General features: G+C 49.3%; 15 protein-coding genes and 1 other annotated feature. Of the genes, 11 read left to right on the top strand and 4 right to left on the bottom strand.

The genetic code is table 11. From position 1 onward, the window contains the following. The first annotated feature begins 108 nt into the window (after positions 1–108). The 9 genes from ACQKD4_RS09375 to ACQKD4_RS09335 all read left to right on the top strand — a co-directional run bounded on the left by ACQKD4_RS09375 (position 109) and on the right by ACQKD4_RS09335 (position 11,377). Positions 109–1,278, top strand: coding sequence for an AI-2E family transporter (locus ACQKD4_RS09375; RefSeq protein WP_427373121.1), 1,170 nt, complete (start codon positions 109–111; stop codon positions 1,276–1,278). A gap of 182 nt (positions 1,279–1,460) precedes the next feature. Further along, a complete protein-coding gene (gene hemA / locus ACQKD4_RS09370) occupies positions 1,461–2,807 on the top strand; it encodes a glutamyl-tRNA reductase (protein WP_427373120.1) in 1,347 nt (448 codons plus the stop codon). Between the two features lie 53 nt (positions 2,808–2,860). Beyond that, positions 2,861–3,778, top strand: coding sequence for a hydroxymethylbilane synthase (gene hemC / locus ACQKD4_RS09365; protein ID WP_427373119.1), 918 nt, complete (start codon positions 2,861–2,863; stop codon positions 3,776–3,778). Positions 3,779–3,803: 25 nt separating this feature from the next. Then, a complete protein-coding gene (locus ACQKD4_RS09360) occupies positions 3,804–4,436 on the top strand; it encodes a uroporphyrinogen-III synthase (RefSeq protein WP_214819380.1) in 633 nt (210 codons plus the stop codon). Beyond that, positions 4,433–5,413, top strand: coding sequence for a porphobilinogen synthase (gene hemB, locus ACQKD4_RS09355; RefSeq protein ID WP_015881120.1), 981 nt, complete (start codon positions 4,433–4,435; stop codon positions 5,411–5,413). Before ACQKD4_RS09360 ends, hemB begins: the two co-directional genes overlap by 4 nt. Continuing rightward, positions 5,410–6,714 (top strand): glutamate-1-semialdehyde 2,1-aminomutase, encoded by a 1,305-nt coding sequence (gene hemL / locus ACQKD4_RS09350; protein ID WP_214813698.1) that lies wholly within the window; start codon positions 5,410–5,412, stop codon positions 6,712–6,714. The genes hemB and hemL overlap by 4 nt, the downstream gene beginning before the upstream one ends. A 47-nt stretch (positions 6,715–6,761) precedes the next feature. Then, positions 6,762–6,984, top strand: a binding site (T-box leader). Between the two features lie 57 nt (positions 6,985–7,041). Further along, positions 7,042–9,693: a valine--tRNA ligase gene (locus tag ACQKD4_RS09345; RefSeq protein ID WP_214760515.1), complete on the top strand. Its 2,652-nt coding sequence runs from the start codon at positions 7,042–7,044 to the stop codon at positions 9,691–9,693. A 94-nt stretch (positions 9,694–9,787) separates the two neighbouring features. Beyond that, a complete protein-coding gene (locus ACQKD4_RS09340) occupies positions 9,788–10,540 on the top strand; it encodes a hypothetical protein (protein WP_427373118.1) in 753 nt (250 codons plus the stop codon). An 81-nt stretch (positions 10,541–10,621) separates the two neighbouring features. Continuing rightward, positions 10,622–11,377 carry a hypothetical protein gene (locus ACQKD4_RS09335; protein WP_427373116.1) on the top strand — a complete coding sequence of 252 codons (756 nt, stop codon included), beginning with the start codon at positions 10,622–10,624 and terminating at the stop codon, positions 11,375–11,377. Between the two features lie 16 nt (positions 11,378–11,393). Here ACQKD4_RS09335 and ACQKD4_RS09330 read toward each other — a convergent pair whose 3' ends face one another. The 4 genes from ACQKD4_RS09330 to ACQKD4_RS09315 form a co-directional block, all read right to left on the bottom strand. Beyond that, positions 11,394–11,570: a hypothetical protein gene (locus tag ACQKD4_RS09330; RefSeq protein WP_427373115.1), complete on the bottom strand. Its 177-nt coding sequence runs from the start codon at positions 11,568–11,570 to the stop codon at positions 11,394–11,396. Next, positions 11,567–11,761, bottom strand: a complete 195-nt coding sequence (locus ACQKD4_RS09325; protein WP_427373114.1) for a hypothetical protein — start codon at positions 11,759–11,761, stop codon at positions 11,567–11,569. Before ACQKD4_RS09325 ends, ACQKD4_RS09330 begins: the two co-directional genes overlap by 4 nt. Beyond that, the gene (locus ACQKD4_RS09320; RefSeq protein WP_427373113.1) at positions 11,749–11,934 is read right to left on the bottom strand and encodes a hypothetical protein; all 186 of its coding nucleotides are present in this window, start codon (positions 11,932–11,934) and stop codon (positions 11,749–11,751) included. The genes ACQKD4_RS09325 and ACQKD4_RS09320 overlap by 13 nt, the downstream gene beginning before the upstream one ends. Positions 11,935–12,024: 90 nt before the next feature. Then, positions 12,025–13,461: a protein adenylyltransferase SelO gene (locus tag ACQKD4_RS09315; RefSeq protein ID WP_427373112.1), complete on the bottom strand. Its 1,437-nt coding sequence runs from the start codon at positions 13,459–13,461 to the stop codon at positions 12,025–12,027. A 109-nt stretch (positions 13,462–13,570) separates the two neighbouring features. Between ACQKD4_RS09315 and ACQKD4_RS09310 the strand changes: the two genes are divergently transcribed. Then, positions 13,571–14,773, top strand: a complete 1,203-nt coding sequence (locus tag ACQKD4_RS09310; protein ID WP_427373111.1) for a bifunctional folylpolyglutamate synthase/dihydrofolate synthase — start codon at positions 13,571–13,573, stop codon at positions 14,771–14,773. 92 nt (positions 14,774–14,865) lie between these two features. Then, positions 14,866–18,633 carry a DUF5057 domain-containing protein gene (locus ACQKD4_RS09305; protein ID WP_427373110.1) on the top strand — a complete coding sequence of 1,256 codons (3,768 nt, stop codon included), beginning with the start codon at positions 14,866–14,868 and terminating at the stop codon, positions 18,631–18,633. The last annotated feature ends 4 nt before the right edge of the window (positions 18,634–18,637 follow it).

Below are 18,637 nucleotides of genomic sequence, written 5' to 3'. Positions count from 1 at the left end.
TATGGGCGAAGGGATTCCTTCGCCTTTTTGTTTTTCTCATCCCGCAATCGGGTAATTATCGTATAATCATAGTTAGTACATAGTCATAATCGTAAACGAGGTGGAGAAATGCAGCGCATGTTTGAAAACAAATGGTACCGCGCCCTCTTTTGGACGCTGACCATCTTTTTAGTCATTTGGGTCGGAACACAGATCTCATTCGTGTTTGAACCGGTTCAAGTCATTTTGGCACTCGTCACGGTCCCACTCATTGTGGCCGGGCTCTTCTTTTATTTCTTGGTTGGTATCGTCGACTTTTTAGAAAAACGGTTGAAAGGGAAACGTGCACTTGCGGTCGCGATGACACTGATCGGTCTCGTACTCATCTTTACCATCGTCTTCAGTATTCTCGGACCGGTCCTTGCTGAACAGGTCACGTCGCTCATCAATGCGATGCCGAGTATCGCGAAAGAGCTTCAACAACAGGCGTTCGCCGTCCGAGACACGTTACTCCAAAACGAGTTCTTGTCGCGCTTCATGGCAGAGAATGATGAGATGTTCCGCAACTTGACGACGAACATCACGTCGTATTTAGGAGATTTGTTCGGAAACATCGCGTCGTCATTCGGCCAAGTCGTCGGATTTGTGACGTCAGCGGTCATCACGATCGTCGTCATCCCGTTCATGCTTCTTTACATGTTACTTGACGGGAAGCGTCTGCCGGACGCTATCGTCAAACTCTTGCCATCGAGCTATGAGAAAGAGACACGTCACATCTTGCATGACATGCACGAGACGGTGCGAAGCTACGTCAACGCACAGTTACTCGTTGCGTTCTTCGTCGGGATCACGTCGCTCATCGGTCTTTGGATCGTCGGTGTGGATTATGCCATCTTGCTCGCGCTCTTCATGATGGTAACGAACATCATCCCGTACGTCGGACCGTTCTTAGGTGCCGTACCGGCTGTCATCGTGGCGTTCATTCAAGATCCGATCAAAGTCATCTGGGTCATCGTCGTCATCATTATCGTGCAGCAGATTGAATCGAACGTCATCTCACCGCTCATTCAAGGGAAGTCCTTAAAAGTCCACCCGCTCACAATCATCATCGTCTTGCTCGTGGCTGGGAATTTGGCCGGGATCATCGGGATGCTCATCGCCGTACCGTTCTATGCGGTCGCCAAAACAGTTGTCCAAAATATCGTTCGCATCTATAAACTACGTGAGCGCGAACAATATTTAGACAAAGAAGAGACGGAAAGTTCCATTATTACGGATCCAAACTCACCAAATTCATAAGAAGAAGGGTAGAAATGGGGTTTCGCCATTTCTACTTCTTTTTGTCACAAAAAGTTCTTATTTTATTTCAGGAAAATCAAACAGAAGATTATAGTTACCAGATAAGAACTGTTATAATGTACGGTAGAGATTGAAAAAGAAGAGACAACCGTCGGTGGATTTTAGATGAGGGGAAGAGATACATGCATATTGTCGTCGTTGGACTAAATAACAAGACAGCCCCTGTCGCGATTCGGGAGCAGTTCTCGTTTGGGGAGCAAGAAATCGTGGATGCGATGATTGCGCTTCGCGAAGAGAAGAGCATTTTCGAATCGGTTATTTTGTCTACGTGTAACCGGACGGAGCTGTACGTCGTGACAGATCAACTCCATACTGGACGTTATTACACGAAACGTTTCTTGGCGAACTGGTTCAACCTAGAGATGGAGCAGTTCACACCATACTTGTCGATTCGAGAAGGGGAAGAGGCGATTCGCCACTTGTTCCGTGTCACATCGGGCCTCGACTCGATGATCATCGGGGAAACACAAATTTTAGGTCAGGTGAAGACAAGTTTCTTCCGTGCCCAAGAGCATGGAACGACAGGAACGGTCTTCAACAAATTATTCAAAGAAGCGGTCACACTCGCCAAGCGCGCCCATACGGACACGCAAATTGGGGAAATGTCTGTATCGGTCAGCTCGGCTGCCGTGACGCTCGCACAAGAGATGTACCAACAGCTTGACGATAAGCAAGTCGTCGTCGTCGGAGCCGGGGAGACCGGTGAATTGACGACACTCAACTTGTTCGAGGCTGGTGCCAAACAGATTGCCGTCTTCAACCGGACGGAGAGCAAAGCGAAAGCTGTAGCGGATAAGTTCAAAGGTCGTGCCCATTCGATTCGTGAAATCGCATGTGGCCTACTCGATGCGGATATTTTGATCAGTTCGACCGGAGCGAAAGACGCCGTCATCGGATATGACGATGTTGCAGCGGCACAATTGTTGCGCCGTGAACGCCCACTTCTTCTCATTGACATTGCTGTGCCGCGAGATATCGATCCAGCGGTCGCGACACTTCCGGGTGTTCATTTGTTCGATGTCGATGATTTGAATGGAATCGTCAACAAGAATCTCGAAGCTCGTCTCCTCGAGGCCGAGAAGATCGAGATGAAAATCGATGAAGCGATTCAAGAGTTCCAAGCATGGCTCGTCACGCTCGGTGTCGTACCGATCATGAACGAGTTGCGTGCCCGTGCCCTTGATATTCAAGAAGACACGATGACGAGTCTAGAGCGCAAGCTCGACCACTTGTCGGCGCGCGACAAGAAAGTCATCGGGAAGCATATGAAGTCGATCATCAACCAGATGCTTCGTGACCCGATCGACTATATTAAAGACGCAGCGGCACAGCCGGACGCGAACGTTCGGATCGCCCAATTCGTCGAGACGTTCGGACTCGATGTCGAGTTACCAGAACAACCAGTAGACGAAGTGGAAGAAACAGATGCCACTTCTGCGAAAGCACCACTTCGCGCATTGATGCGCTAACAAGATATAAAAGGCGACGTGTGTCGCCTTTTTCTATGAAGGAGAGACTCAACATGCGAAAAATCATCGTCGGCTCACGCCGTTCCCAACTCGCCATGACTCAAACGAAATGGGTTATCGAGCAATTGAAACAAGCCGGAGCACAAAACGAGTTCGAGATTAAAGAAATCGTAACGAAAGGGGACCAAATCGTCGATGTACAATTGTCAAAAGTCGGCGGGAAAGGTCTATTCGTCAAAGAGATTCAACAACAGATGCTCGACGGGGACATCGATTTCGCTGTCCACAGCATGAAAGACGTACCAGCCGAACTTCCGGAAGAGCTCTATATCAGCTGCATGCCGAAACGTGTCGACGCGCGTGACGTTCTTATCTGCGAGAACGGCTACACGTTCGAGACGCTTCCGAAAGGTTCAATTGTCGGAACGAGCTCGCTCCGTCGTGGTGCTCAGATCTTGGCAGCCCGTCCTGACCTTGAGATTCAATGGATCCGTGGAAACATCGATACGCGTCTGAAAAAGTTAGACTCGGAGAACTACAACGCCATCTTGCTCGCGAAAGCCGGGCTCGAACGGATGGGTTGGACGGATCGTGTGGACTTCGAAGCACTTGACCCGGACGTCATGGTACCTGCTGTCGGACAAGGCGTACTCGCGATCGAGAGCCGTAAAGACGATGCAGAAGTAACGGCAGTGCTTCAATTGTTACATGATGATGTGACGGCAAAAGCCGCGACAGCGGAACGGACTTTCTTAAAAGCCATCGAAGGCAGCTGTCACGTCCCAGTCGGCGGTTACGCGACGGTCGAAGGTGACGAAGTGACACTCACGGGCCTCATCGCGTCAGTGGACGGGAAAGAAGTGCTTCGTGTAACGAAAACGTCAACGGACGGGATCGCACTCGGAATGGACGTCGCAGAAGAATTGCTCGGACGTGGCGGGCGTGAAATCCTCGCCTCGGTCAATGAGTGACGTCTGGTACACGGGAACGAAACGAATGACCGCTTCGCAACGGGCGCTGCTCGAGGCGAGCGGTCTTTCCGTTCATCATGTCCCGCTCATTCAGACGAGAGAGACGCACGTCCCACCACCCGTGGAACGATTCGACTGGCTCGTCGTCACGAGTCAAAACGCGGTGCCCGCGCTTCGAAATCTGACGCGTGACGTCAAAGTCGCTGCTGTCGGTGAGAAGACGAAACGGGCGCTTGAAGCGGAAGGATTTACCGTCTCGCTCATGCCGGAGACGTATACGGGTGAGGCACTCTTTGAACAGTTACGCGATGTCGTTTCCGCCGATGAGGTCGTCTTGTTCGCGCGTGGGAATTTGGCGAACACGAAGCACATGACGATGCTCTCTCACGTGCAGGACTGGGTCGTCTACGAGACGATCCCAGTGCCGTTGACACCGGCGCAACAGCAACAACTCGAAACCGTGAAGGCACTGCTCGTCTTGAGCCCGTCGGCCGTCGAGGCGCTCACACCGCACTTATCCCGCTTCACCGGGACGTGGTACGCCATCGGCGAAGTGACCGAACGTGCCGTCCGACAAGTGTCGACATTACCGGTACGAGTGCCAGAATGTTATACTATGGATGCATTAATACAGTGTGTAGGGGAGGATTTTTCATGAACCAGTTTGACCGTCACCGTCGTCTTCGCTCATCGAAGTCGATGCGTGCCCTCGTACGTGAAAATCATGTTCGGAAAGAAGATTTGATTTACCCACTCTTCATCATTGAAGGGACTAACATTAAACGTGAAGTCAGCTCGATGCCTGGCGTCTTTAATTATTCACTTGACCGACTCGAAGAAGAGATCAAAGAAATCGTCGACCTCGGTCTCCAATCCGTGCTCTTGTTCGGCGTGCCGGAACATAAAGACCCGGAAGGCAGTGAAGCGTATCATGACCACGGCATCGTCCAAGAAGCAATCCGTAAAGTGAAAGAGTGGGCGCCACAGCTCACGGTCATCGCCGATACGTGCCTATGTGAATATACGTCTACAGGTCACTGTGGCCTCGTGAAGGACGGTGACGTCGATAACGACGCATCGCTTCCACTTCACGTCCAGACAGCGATCACGCAAGCACAAGCGGGTGCCGATATCATCGCGCCGAGCTCGATGATGGACGGATTCGTCGCAGCCATCCGTGAAGGTCTCGACCAAAACGGATTCAGCCACATCCCAATCATGAGCTATGGCGTAAAATATGCGTCGGCGTATTACGGACCGTTCCGTGACGCTGCCCAATCGGCTCCTGGTGAAGGCGACCGTAAAGGTTATCAGATGGACCCGGCGAACCGTCGTGAGGCGTTCCGCGAGTCACAATCGGACGTCGAACAAGGTGCCGACTTCATGATTGTCAAACCGGCTCTCGCGTTCATGGACATCATCCGTGACATGCGCGACTCACTCGATATGCCAATCGTGGCGTATAACGTGAGCGGAGAGTACGCGATGATCAAAGCCGCGTCACTCAACGATTGGGTCGACGAAGAACGCATCGTCATGGAGACGATGGTCGGATTCAAGCGTGCCGGTGCCGATCTCATCGTCACGTATTTCGCAAAAGACGTCTGTCGCTATTTGGAAGGAGACTACGCATGACATACAACCAAACACGCTCACAAGAAGCGTTCGAACAAGCCCGCCCACTCATGCCAGGCGGTGTCAACAGTCCGGTCCGTGCCTACAAATCGGTCGGTATGACGCCGATTTTCGCCGAACGTGGTGAAGGTTCACGCGTCTATGACATCGACGGCAACGAGTATATCGATTACGTCCTCTCATGGGGACCCCTCATCCTCGGACACCGTGACCCTGTCGTCACGAAAGCGATTCAAGAACAAGCTGAAAAAGGCTGGACGTTCGGAACGCCGACCGAGCTTGAGACGAAGATGGCAGAACTCGTCATCGACCGCGTCCCATCAATCGAGATGGTTCGTATGGTCAACTCGGGTACGGAAGCGACGATGGCGGCACTTCGCCTCGCGCGCGGCTATACAGGGAAGACGAAGATCTTGAAGTTCGAAGGATGCTACCATGGACACGGCGACTCACTTCTCATTAAAGCCGGTTCTGGTGTCGCAACACTCGGTCTCCCGGACTCACCAGGTGTACCGAAAGAGCTCGCGAGCCATACGCTCACCGTTCCTTACAACGACTTGGACGCTGTCCGCGTCGCGTTTGAGAAATACGGTGACGACCTCGCTGGTGTCATCGTCGAACCAGCAGCTGGAAACATGGGCTTCGTGCCACCACAACCAGGATTCCTCGAAGGACTTCGTGAAATCACGGAACAAAATGGCGCGCTTCTCATCTTTGATGAGGTCATGACGGGCTTCCGTGTCGGGTACAACTGTGCACAAGGATACTTCGGTGTCACACCGGACCTCACGTGTCTCGGTAAGGTCATCGGCGGTGGACTTCCGGTCGGCGCTTACGGTGGAAAACGTGAAATCATGGAACAGATCGCACCGCAAGGTCCGATTTATCAAGCGGGTACGCTCTCGGGTAACCCACTCGCGATGATTGCTGGTTACACGACACTCTCGCAACTCAAACCGGAGCACTATGCGGAGTTCGAGCGTAAGGCAGACCGTCTCGCGGAAGGTTTCACGAAAGCTGGTGAGAAATACAACATCCCGCACGACACGAACCGTGCCGGCTCGATGTTTGGTTTCTTCTTCACGAACGAGAAAGTGACGAACTTCGAGAAAGCGAAATCGGCGAACCTCGAGATGTTCCGTTCGTACTATCAGAAGATGGCAGCGCGCGGCGTATTCTTGCCACCGTCACAGTTCGAAGGATTGTTCCTTTCGACGGCGCATACGGATGAGGATATCGAGAAGACGATTGCAGCGGTCGAGGCGACATTCAAGGAGCTTCAAGAAGAGTTTTCACTCTAATCTTGACTGCTGACGTTTCTGTCGCTACAATTATTTAACAGATATGATGAAAAGCATTGATGAGGAGTAGTACGCATCATCCATTCCTTTTTAGAGACGCGACCGCTTGGTGAAAGGTTGCGAGGGATGGACGCGGAAGTCGCCTCGGAGCTGACTTTCTGAATGGAGTAAGAAAGTTCGGTCCATCGACCGTTATTCGATTTTGAGTGCGCCACTTGTTGGCGAACTAAGGTGGTACCGCGGAAGATCACGGCTTCTTTCGTCCTTAGCGTATAGGACGAGAGAAGCCGTTTTTGTGTTCATTAAGATATAGAGGAGGCGCCACACATGGCCCATGAGACAAACGAAATCACCATGCCGACGAAGTACGACCCAAGTGCGACGGAGTCAAAATGGTACGACTACTGGTTAGAAAATGATGTATTTAAAGCAGACGAGGACGATTCGAAACAACCGTACACGATCGTCATCCCACCACCGAACGTTACGGGGAAACTTCACCTCGGTCACGCTTGGGACACGACGCTCCAAGATTTGTTGACGCGCCTCAAGCGCATGCAAGGTTATGACGTGCTCTGGCTCCCAGGGATGGACCACGCCGGCATCGCGACTCAGGCAAAAGTTGAACAAAAACTCCGTGAAGAAGGCGTCATGCGTTACGACCTCGGACGTGAGAAGTTCCTCGAGAAGACGTGGGAATGGAAAGACGAGTACGCGAAGACGATTCGCGACCAATGGTCTAAACTTGGTCTTGGCCTCGACTATTCACGTGAACGCTTCACACTCGACGAAGGGCTCTCAAAAGCCGTTCAAGAAGTATTCGTTCGCTTGTATGAAAAAGGTTTGATCTACCGTGGCGAATATATCGTCAACTGGGACCCGGCTCAAAAGACGGCCGTTTCGGATATCGAAGTTATTTACCAAGAAGTCGAGGGTGCGTTCTATCACATGAAGTATCCACTCGCTGACGGTTCAGGTCACATCGAAATCGCGACAACACGTCCAGAGACGATGCTCGGGGATACGGCGGTTGCCGTCAACCCGAAAGATGAGCGTTACACACACCTCATCGGCAAGACGATCATGCTTCCGGTCATGAACCGTGAGATTCCGATTGTTGCGGACGACTACGTCGACATGGAGTTCGGTACAGGTTGCGTGAAAATCACGCCAGCCCACGACCCGAATGACTTTGAAATTGGAAACCGTCACGAGCTTCCACGTATCCTCGTCATGGACGAAGGCGGGAAGATGAATGAGAACGCTGGCAAGTACGAAGGGCTCGACCGCTTCGAATGCCGCAAGCAACTCGTCAAAGACTTAGAGGCGGACGGCACACTCGTGAAGATTGAGCCGCACACGCACTCGGTCGGTCACTCAGAGCGTTCAGGTGCAGTCATCGAGCCATACCTTTCGAAACAATGGTTCGTTGACATGGAGCCACTCTCAAAAGCGGCACTCGAAGCACAAGGAAACGACGACACGAAAGTCAACTTCGTCCCAGAGCGCTTCGAAGGCACATACCTCCGTTGGATGGAGAACATCCGCGACTGGTGTATCAGCCGTCAACTTTGGTGGGGGCACCGCATCCCGGCTTGGTATCATAACGAGACAGGCGAAGTGTATGTAGGAAAAGAAGCACCGGCGGACAGTGAGAACTGGACACAAGACGAAGACGTCCTCGACACATGGTTCTCGTCAGCGCTTTGGCCGTTCTCAACGATGGGCTGGCCGGACACGGACGCACCGGACTTCAACCGTTACTTCCCGACGAGCGCGCTCGTTACGGGATACGACATCATCTTCTTCTGGGTATCACGCATGATCTTCCAATCACTCGAGTTCACAGGGAAACAACCGTTCAACGATGTCCTCATCCACGGTCTCATCCGTGACTCGGAAGGGCGCAAGATGTCGAAATCACTCGGTAACGGCGTTGACCCGATGGAAGTCATCGACCAGTACGGAGCGGATTCACTCCGTTGGTTCCTCCTCACAGGTTCGACACCAGGGAACGACCTTCGTTTCTATTGGGAGAAGATCGAGTCGACATGGAACTTCTCGAACAAGATTTGGAACGCGAGCCGTTTCGCTCTCATGAACATGGATGGACTCAAAGTGGAAGAGATCGACCTCACGGGCGAGAAGACGCTTGCTGACAAGTGGATCTTGACGCGCTTGAACGACACAATCGACCAAGTGACACGCCTCGTCGACAAGTACGAGTTCGGTGAAGCCGGTCGTTACCTGTACAACTTCATCTGGGAAGAGTTCTGTAACTGGTACATCGAGATGGCGAAACTCACGCTCTATGGTGAGGACGAAGCAGCGAAGCACACGACACGTTCGGTTCTCGCGCATACGCTCGATTCAATCATGCGTCTCATGCACCCGTTCATGCCGTTCTTGACAGAAGAAATTTGGCAGCACTTGCCGCACGAGGGCGATTCAATCGTTCGTGCAAGCTACCCGACGCGTCGTGACGACCTTCATTTCGCAGATTCAGTTCCAGCGTTTGAAGCTGTGATGAACGTCATCCGCTCGGTTCGTAACATCCGTGCCGAAGTGAACGCACCGATGTCAAAACCAATCCAGCTCTTCATCTCGACGAGCGACGATGCGACACAAGGTTACTTGAGCGCGAACGAAATGACGATCGGCAAGTTCACGAACGCGACAGAGCTTGAAATCGGACGTGGCCTCACGGCTCCGGACAAGTCGATGTCCGCGATCATGACAGGTGCAGAGCTCTTCATCCCGCTCGCAGACCTCATCAACTTCGAAGAAGAAATCGCCCGTCTTGAAAAAGAAGTCGCGAAGTATGAGAAAGAAGTCGAGCGCGTACAGAAGAAACTCGGAAACCAAGGCTTCATCGCTAAGGCACCGGCTCACGTCATCGACGAAGAGAAAGCAAAAGAAAAAGACTACCTCGACAAGCGTGACGCAGTCCGCGCCCGTTTGGAAGAGTTGCGTAAGTAAGACATGGACCTTCTTTGGAGATTAATTCTCTGAAGAAGGTTTTTTTGTGTTTTGGTAGAATTTGGAGAGGTAGATGTAGAAAAGGGGATACGAGATGAAGCGAATCGGGTTAATGTGTGTTCTTGTGTTAGGGCTGACTGGATGTACGACATCAGAAGAGAAAAAGGTCGGTACAGATATAGAGAAAATTGAAACGAGTGAGGTGTCCCAAGCACCCACGAGTGAATGGGTGGGCACGCTCATTGAAGACGTACCAAAAGGGACCGAATCGTTGGCAGATGCGGTAGTTCATCAAATCACGCTTCAATATCAAGATGGATCGGAAGGTCACCTTTCCACAAAGGACGTCATCTATGAGGCGACAGTTGGAGACATCGGATTGGTAGCGATGGCTCATCCAAACCAAACGCCTTCTTTCGGTGTCTATCACTATTCACGGGACGGGGAATGGGTCATGCATGGGATGAAGCATTTTGGAATCACTGACGCTTCTGAAAAAAGAAGCCACGGTTTGGTGCTTCCTCAAGATTTGATGTATACGATTGATAGTGAAATCGATGACGTGGAACGACCGGTAAAATTGTGGACGTTCTATGATGAGTCGCAACTGGTCACCATTTTGATGACCGATGCATTCAGTGTAGGCGACGGTGAGCGAATCAATCGTCAGACGGATGGAGTGGAGTATGATCGATTGAATCAGCCGAGCGGCAATGGAATCTACTTCATCAGTCAAGACAAACTAATTCTCGTGACGGGAAACATCTCGGAAGAAGAACTGTTGACACTAGCTGATTCTTTACCGGAACCTTCGTCCGTATCGTTCCCTTTCCGTGATTCAGAATAGAGATTCTTTATGTACAATAAGATTTTGTGTTGGTACTTCGGAGAAAGTAAACATTAGGAATCTTTGTAGAGGGGATATCAGATGAGACGAATTGGGGTAATGTGTGTTCTTGTATTGGGACTAGCGGGGTGTACGACACCTGAAGAGACGAAGTCTGTGGAGACGGGTGAGGTGGAAAAAATAGAGCAAGTGGAAGGAATCGATGAATCACAATTTCCCGACGCAGAAGTGACAGGGACGATGATTGCCGAAGTACCACCAGGGACAGAAAAGGTCTCGGACGCGGTCGTGGCACAAATCACCCTTCAATATGAAGATGGCTCGACAAAACAGTTGTCGAAGGATCACATTTTAACGGAGACGATGGTCGGAGGAATCGGTTTAGTTGCGATGACCGTCCCTGACCGTGAAAACCCGTTTGGCGTATTCATTCATGATGGAAAAAAGGGATGGGCGCAACGCGGGATGCAACGTTTCGGGGTACCCGAGACGTCCAATGCGTCTACGCGTGGATTAGATCTTCCAGTCAAAGAGATGGAAGTCATCAGCTCTGACTATTCGGTGAACGATTGGCCGGTGAAGCTTTGGACGTTATACGATGAGACAAGCCTCATCAGTATCATTGAGACGGACGATTTCACTGAAATCGAAGGGGAGATGTCGGATCGGCCAAAACCATACCTACTGGAGCAATCATACGGGAACGGCTTATATTACTTATCTCAAGGTAAATTGATCATCGTAACAGGAAATATCTCGGAAGAGGAGTTGTTGAAGCTAGCTGATTCTCTACCGGAACCTTCATCAGGATCGTTTCCTTTTCGGGATTCAGAATAATATCAAGGCCCGAGCGTCAAGAGCGACGTTCGGGTCTTGTTTGTACGAGCCACCAGACGATGATTCCAATCCCCAATAGCATCGGGAGTTGAGTATACAGTGGGGTCGTGAAACCGATTCGAAATAGGTGGATGATATACGTGGAATATAGAGCCACACCAATAACCAAGAGAGCGATATAGATGCGTTTCATGCCTCTTCCTCTTCACTCCAAAACGGCACACGGCCAGTTGTGATGTAGTATGAGGACGCGAGAAGTACAGCGATGGCTAAGGCGGTGAATGGTGGTTGAGTCGGTTGACCAATCAATGATAGATAAAGGTCATACACGACATATGATGCTGAAGTGGTGATGAGGATCATCAATGGAATCAGTTTTTGCATTTTGTGTCACTCCATTCTGACTCATTCAGATGTTTCATGTACTGGACGACCGACACGCTCAAGAAAAAGACGGGCATCGCCCAAACGATATTGCTTAAGTATGGGGCTTGCCAAAGTTCGAGTGCGAGTAAACAGGCAAATCCTAATGAGACGAGTGAGGTGAGTAAGCGCATTTATAGGTACCTCCATTTTGTAATACCTTATCTTACGTTTGAAGATTGAAAAATGATTCAAAAAAAACCATCTCGCAAATGCGAAATGGTTCATGTGCCACAAAACGTCTGGTACGGATACGTCCGCGGTGGACCTGCTGATATGTACTCGGACGGTTGGTCGTATTTATAAGGATCACGTAAAATCGTGAGTAGCGCCTCGGCCGGACCAAAGTCGCCTCGTTCTGCTGCTTGAATCGCTTTTTCGACATGATGATTTCGAGGAATGACGGCCGGGTTGTATTGGCGCATGATTCGACTTACGTCCTCGTCTGGTAGACCTTGTTCGCTTAGGCGTTTTTGCCAAGCATCGATCCATGCCTTCCCATCTTCCTGAGTTGCGAATGAAAGCGAATCGATTTCACCTAGCGTCAACGAGCGGAACGTATTTGTATAATCTGCCTCTGTCTCCATCATCAAGCGGAGCAATTCATCCGTGAGTGCATCGTCACCGTCTTTTCGGACGTATATGCCGATCTTATGCGCGAGTCCGGTAAAGTAGGCTTCTTTATACAACTCCGTATAGCGGGTGAGCTGTTTGTTTGCCACATCGACTGCTTCTTCTTTCGTCTCACCAAGAAGCGGCAGCAATGTCTCTGCGAGTCGGGCAAGGTTCCAAGACCCGATGTACGGTTGATTTCCGTAGGCGTATCGTCCTTCCCGGTCAATCGAACTGAAGACCGTCTCCGGATGATACGTATCCATGAATGCGCACGGTCCGTAATCGAGACCTTCTCCACTGATGAACATATTGTCCGTATTCATCACCCCGTGAATGAACCCGATGAGTTGCCAGTTAGCGATGAGTCTCGCCTGTCTTTCGACGACGCGTCCGAGAAACTGTTCGTAGCGATCGGGTGCATCAATCAAGTCTGGGTCGTGACGTTTGATCGCAAATTCCACGAGCGCGATGACGTCATCGATGGAGCCGGCACCTGCCGCGAATTGGAACGTTCCGACACGCAAATGACTAGAGGCGACCCGGGTCAGGATAGCTCCGTGCTTTGGACCCTGACGCATGATGGCTTCTCCAGTCTGAATGACAGCGAGTGCACGGTTCGTCGGGATGCCGAGAGCATGCATCGCCTCACTGATGATAAATTCCCGTACCATCGGCCCGAGTGCGGCTCGTCCGTCGCCACCTCTAGAGTACTCCGTCGGTCCGGAACCTTTGAGCTGTACATCGACACGTTTCCCGTTCGGGGTCACGTGTTCCCCTAGCATGAGGGCCCTTCCGTCCCCGAGCATCGTCAAGTTGCCGAATTGATGTCCGGCGTAGGCTTGCGAGAACGACGTCTCGGTTTGACGATTGCCGGCAAGTAAATCGATGTTTTGTTTGACGCTTTGTGCATCAAGCCCGAGTGAAGCGGCTAATGTATCGTTAAACAAGACGAGTGTCGGATTGTCGACCGGATGGATGGGTCCACGGTCGTAAAAGATGTCACGTAATTCGAGGTACGTCGCCTCGAAGTTCCAGTCAGTTGTCATGGCGCATGCCTCCTTCTTCGCTTCGAGTATAGCACAGACTGTTTTCCATAACGGCTGTCGTGAATTTTGATAAGATGAAACAGAAGTGTAAACAGTAGGAGTGTGGAAGATGAAGACGAGACAAGATGTATTCGATTGGTTGAGTGGACAGCTTCGCTTCGGGATCAAACCGGGTCTTGAGCGGATGAACTGGATGATTGAGCAGTTAGGATTAGAAGAACGTCCATCCATTCATGTGGCAGGGACGAACGGAAAAGGGTCGACCGTTGCATTTTTACGGACGATGGCGATGGAGAATGGATTATCCGTCGGAACGTTCACGTCGCCTTATATCATTCAGTTCGAGGAACGAATCATGTTGAACGGGGAACCGATTCAAGAAGACGCGCTCGTCGACGTGGCGAATCGTGTCAAAGCGTGTGCGGACACGGCACCGGAGACACTGACGGAATTTGAGCTCTTGACGATGATGGCCTGGTGCTATTTTGATGACACACGTCCTGATGTGATCATTTGGGAAGTCGGTCTCGGGGGACGACTGGACTCGACGAACGTGTTGACACATCCACTCGCGACCATCGTGACGTCGATCGGACATGATCATCAAGGAATACTCGGCGATACGCTTGAAGAGATTGCGATGGAGAAGTACGGCATCATGAAGAGTGGCGTGCCGATGTTCCATAGTGTCGGTGAAGAGAAGTTGATTGAACTGTTGCTTCAAACAGGAGAAGACGTAGGCGCTTCGATTCATGATGTACGAACACTTGTGAAAGAGATCGAGGACGGGGCTGGGACTGTCGTTACATATGAGGGTATGCCACCTGTCGTGCTCGGGTTGACGGGTCATCATCAAGCTTATAACGGGGCATGTGCCGTCGCCGTAGCGCGTCATCTCGGGTGGGAAGAAGAGGCGATTCGGTCGGGTCTTGAGCGGGCACAACATCCGGGGCGATATGAACTCGTCTCCAAACGACCACGGGTGATCTTGGATGGGGCGCATAATCAGGAAGGCATCGAGGCGTTGGTCCTTCAAGCCAAACAAGAGACAGATGTGACCGTGCTGACAGCGATTTTAGCAGATAAAGACCGCAATACGATGATTCACGCACTAAAAGCAATTGGCGACGTGTACGAGACGACGTTTGATTTCCCACGTGCGAGAACGAGAGAGCAGCTTGTAAAAGATGGAGCACGCTTCGTCGAGTGGCAGGAGTGGCTTGATGATTGGATGGAAGCACCGGCGAGCGAGACGTTGATTGTGACCGGGTCTCTGTATTTCATTAGTGACGTGAGACGTTTCTTAAGCTAAAACATTTACCTGATATCGAAGAAACAGATGTATATTTTTTCAAGTGGGTGGGATAATTAGTAGTGAAGACTAAAAATAGGGAGGACTATACATTGCGTAAATTTATGCATGTTGCCATTATCTTCATCTTACTAATTTCGTTCGTCCCTCAAGAACATTCTGTAGAGGCAAAAGATTCACCTAAATATAAAGTACTCTTCCTAAGAGACGCTTATTCAGCAAGCAATATCGTAACTCAAAACGCATTCAATACAGCAGTCGAAAATTACAAAAAAACGTTAGCGGCCGGACAAAATACGCTAGCGAACTTAGAGATTGAATTTATGACAATCAAACAATTTAATGCGGCGCGTTTTCCGATGGATGGAGCTTATGATGCCATTGTATTGGCCAGTAGTCCTCTCGGAGATCAACAAAAATACCAAGATAATTTGAAGGAAGTAAATAGTCTAAAAGGCAAAGATAAGAATAGTCGTTCAACGGCTCACAATACCACATTGGTTTTTAACGACTTAACTGATTTGAAGCTTAGCGAAATAACTGACTTTTATGTAAAGACCGGGTTACCTGTCTTTCTTCATAATGATGTATCGTTCGGTGGAGAACATGTGAAGCAATTGACCACATTTAAAGAGTACGCGAACGTAAAACAATTCGAAACGGATCAAGCGCTGGTTCAGGAATTATCAAACCAACCGAGTATCCGTCCGTTGTTATCCAATGTCGAAGTGGCCTACAATCAAAAACCGCTTGTGAATCAAACGATTGAGATTAAGAATGATGTGCGTCAACCGCTTCAATTCAACTATCAATTAGTCGCTCCCCCAACATCGAGTACAATCGTTGAGTTGTATATTGATTTTAATCACAATGATCGTTTTGAAGCTGAAGATAAGGTGAGAGAAGTGGTCGCAAGCTCAACAGGGCAGCTTGAATTTTCATTATCTCGACCGACGTATACCGGACCGAAAAATTGGATGATTGTCGCCAAAGACACGGTGACGGGACGTAAAGATTATAAAAAAGGAACGTTCCTTTATGTCGACAAAAAGGTCGAAGCTAATATTTTGCAGTTGACCGCAGGAACAGCGACTAAAGGTAAGATTTCTGACTATTTGTCTAGTATGCTGAAGGATAGCAATGGACAGTATCAATTTACATTGAACAATGGAACGACGAGTGATTTTCAAAAAGGCGTATTCAATCAGCAATTGAATGCGAACGAGTATGACATGTTGATTTTTGGCTTCGAGGACTCGTACAACAACAATGGAAGTATGAACGTCGCGGCAACGTCTAAAGTCAAAACGTTTTCTGAAACGGGTCAAGGCGTCATGTTGACGCATGATACCATTTATCGTTCTGGTGGTGGGAATTCGGCCACTTCGGAATGGGAGCGTCAATTTGTGAATTCAGATCCGGCTAAAAATATTTCTGGCCAAAAGATTTACACGAACATAGGCTATCAAGCCCCACAATTAACAAGAGTGATTGAAAAGGTACAGGATGGTATTTTTACATCTTACCCATATGCATTGAACGATGCGCCTAAGAGCATCTCTCAGACGCATAACCAATATTTCACGCTCGATTTAAACGATCCTGAAGTTACGCCTTGGTATAACTTGTCTTCGGATAATTCGAGTAAGGATCGATCATACGGAGATGCCAACAACCATTACTATACGTACACAAAAAACAACTTCACCTATTCGGGAGCGGGCCACACCAATCAGTTTTCGGTTGAAGATGAGAAAAAAATCTTTATTAACACGATGTATCGTGCTTTTATCGGTGCCAACCATAAACCGTATAACGTCATCGAGTCTGTCAGCGATTCGATCAACTCCTATACCTCTTCCGACATAAAAGCGGGAGCAATGGAAGTGACGGCGGGACAAGATATTAAATTGATGTGGCGCCCGAGTGACTACGATTTCCAAGATTTATTCTTAAAATCGACCATCACGTATAATGGGAAGTCGTTCGCATTTGAAGACTTACGGAACTACGAAGTAAAAGAATTTACGATTCCTGCGGCAGATGTTGTCGCGGACCGACCGATTGAAGTGAAAATTGAGACATCTGATCAACGGAATGCGAAAGTGATTGATACGTTTACGATTGACGTGAAGCGTGCAGAGAACGTGTCGGACTTGATTCAAGTATCCCGTTCGATTGATCCGTCGACAATCAATTTGTATGAAACGGGAACGATTAAATACCAGGTTCAATACCCAGAACAATTTGATCGATCAAAGGATCAAAAAGGCGACAAATTCTTAAGGATTGATTCGACGACTTTCAAGGAAAAATTTCCGAAGCAACTTGAAGTCGTAGCGATTCGAGATACGAATGGAAAGGAATATCCAATCTCGAGCTCAAATGAAATCAATCTAGAGTTACATCCGAATTTGTATTACGAACGTAAAGGGAATACCAACATCCTTCTACCAGAGGAGAGTGGTGATCGAACGATTCAGTTTGAAGTAGTCGTTCGAGCCATTGAGTCATCGTCTTCGCTCATTCAACTGAAAAAAGAAGATAATCAGTTGTCGACTCTGATTGAATATGCGAAGAAGCAAGATCATATTTTAGACAAGCACAACGAATGGGATAAGGAACAAACAATCCAATCCTCGTTTTCGGACTTACTAATCAACATCGGAGCTCCTTACGCATACGGGGCGACGATACCGGACGTCACACTCCAAATTGGTGCACAACAAGTGATAAGCCCAACAATCACTGATTCAAAAGGAGGGACTTATTCGAGCCCGAAATGGAGAAGTTTGAAATGGGAGATCGTTGATGCGAATGGAATTGCCAAATTATCTTCTCAAGGAAATAATGCGACTGTGACCGGTCTGAAGACAGGGAATGCGACGATACGATTGACGATTGACCCAGGAGATGGAAAACCGCTCATAGTTGCGAAGTCGAACCTGAAGGTCATCAGTCCTCCAGAACAACTCACGATTCAATCAAAAGAGCTGTATGTCGGTCAAACGACTACCGTCACACCAAACGTTATGCCGGTGACGGCACAATACAAATCGATTCGTTATGTCGTCGAGTCAGGTGAAAGTGTACGTTTTGAACAAGAAGGAAATAGTCTAAAAATCATCGGACTAAAACCAGGTATGACCAAGTTCAAAGCCACTGTCGAAGTCGGTGATTTCTTCGGCGGGGTGACGATTTCTCCACCGAGTACCATTTTTACTGTCAACGTCATTGCGCCGTCCTTGAGTCAGACGCCGAGCCAAATCGACTTATGGGTGTGGGATAGTCTGGACGAAGAAAAACAAGTGAATGAAGTCGCGACGATTCAAGTAACCTCGTCACCGATCGTATCCATTCCATTTAAACAAGTCAGTACGGTCCCGCCTGCATTGACAGTGACGCAAAGCGCGACAGGGTATCAATTACGAGCCAATCATGGATATGAGAACAATGGTGTAGTGACGGATATCCCGTTACAAACGATGTTTGATGACGATGTGTTACGTAACATTCGTTCCAATCTTTCAATCGTTCGTGTGAATGAATACCCGAACCAACTCATGTCAAAAGACATGACCATCAATATCGGTGAAGGGAAGTCACCACGCTCACCGCTCCTTGAGTACTGGCCTACGACCTCAACGTGGCGTGACTATCGAATGGAGATTGTATCTGGTGAAGAGTACGTTCAAGTTAGTGCTTCAGGAAAAGAGTTGATTCCAGTAAAACCAGGAGTGGCCAAAGTAGAGGTGTACACGACTCTCCCGGCAGGAAAGTCGTTCGAAGCAGTCAAAGACACCTTTTATGTTCGCATCATCCAAACGGACGCAGCAGGACAGGATGATGACCGTTATTAAGTGA

This window comes from Exiguobacterium sp. NPDC077395 (assembly GCF_050269125.1).
In the GTDB taxonomy this organism is placed as follows: domain Bacteria; phylum Bacillota; class Bacilli; order Exiguobacteriales; family Exiguobacteriaceae; genus Exiguobacterium; species Exiguobacterium aestuarii_A.
This window is presented reverse-complemented; position numbering and strand designations above follow the sequence as displayed.

Coding starts and splice junctions, on each gene's coding strand:
- ACQKD4_RS09375 (WP_427373121.1), top strand. CDS start 109: ATGCAGCGCATGTTTGAAAACAAATGGTACCGCGCCCTCTTTTGGACG.
- hemA (WP_427373120.1), top strand. CDS start 1,461: ATGCATATTGTCGTCGTTGGACTAAATAACAAGACAGCCCCTGTCGCG.
- hemC (WP_427373119.1), top strand. CDS start 2,861: ATGCGAAAAATCATCGTCGGCTCACGCCGTTCCCAACTCGCCATGACT.
- ACQKD4_RS09360 (WP_214819380.1), top strand. CDS start 3,804: ATGACCGCTTCGCAACGGGCGCTGCTCGAGGCGAGCGGTCTTTCCGTT.
- hemB (WP_015881120.1), top strand. CDS start 4,433: ATGAACCAGTTTGACCGTCACCGTCGTCTTCGCTCATCGAAGTCGATG.
- hemL (WP_214813698.1), top strand. CDS start 5,410: ATGACATACAACCAAACACGCTCACAAGAAGCGTTCGAACAAGCCCGC.
- ACQKD4_RS09345 (WP_214760515.1), top strand. CDS start 7,042: ATGGCCCATGAGACAAACGAAATCACCATGCCGACGAAGTACGACCCA.
- ACQKD4_RS09340 (WP_427373118.1), top strand. CDS start 9,788: ATGAAGCGAATCGGGTTAATGTGTGTTCTTGTGTTAGGGCTGACTGGA.
- ACQKD4_RS09335 (WP_427373116.1), top strand. CDS start 10,622: ATGAGACGAATTGGGGTAATGTGTGTTCTTGTATTGGGACTAGCGGGG.
- ACQKD4_RS09330 (WP_427373115.1), bottom strand. CDS start 11,570: ATGAAACGCATCTATATCGCTCTCTTGGTTATTGGTGTGGCTCTATAT.
- ACQKD4_RS09325 (WP_427373114.1), bottom strand. CDS start 11,761: ATGCAAAAACTGATTCCATTGATGATCCTCATCACCACTTCAGCATCA.
- ACQKD4_RS09320 (WP_427373113.1), bottom strand. CDS start 11,934: ATGCGCTTACTCACCTCACTCGTCTCATTAGGATTTGCCTGTTTACTC.
- ACQKD4_RS09315 (WP_427373112.1), bottom strand. CDS start 13,461: ATGACAACTGACTGGAACTTCGAGGCGACGTACCTCGAATTACGTGAC.
- ACQKD4_RS09310 (WP_427373111.1), top strand. CDS start 13,571: ATGAAGACGAGACAAGATGTATTCGATTGGTTGAGTGGACAGCTTCGC.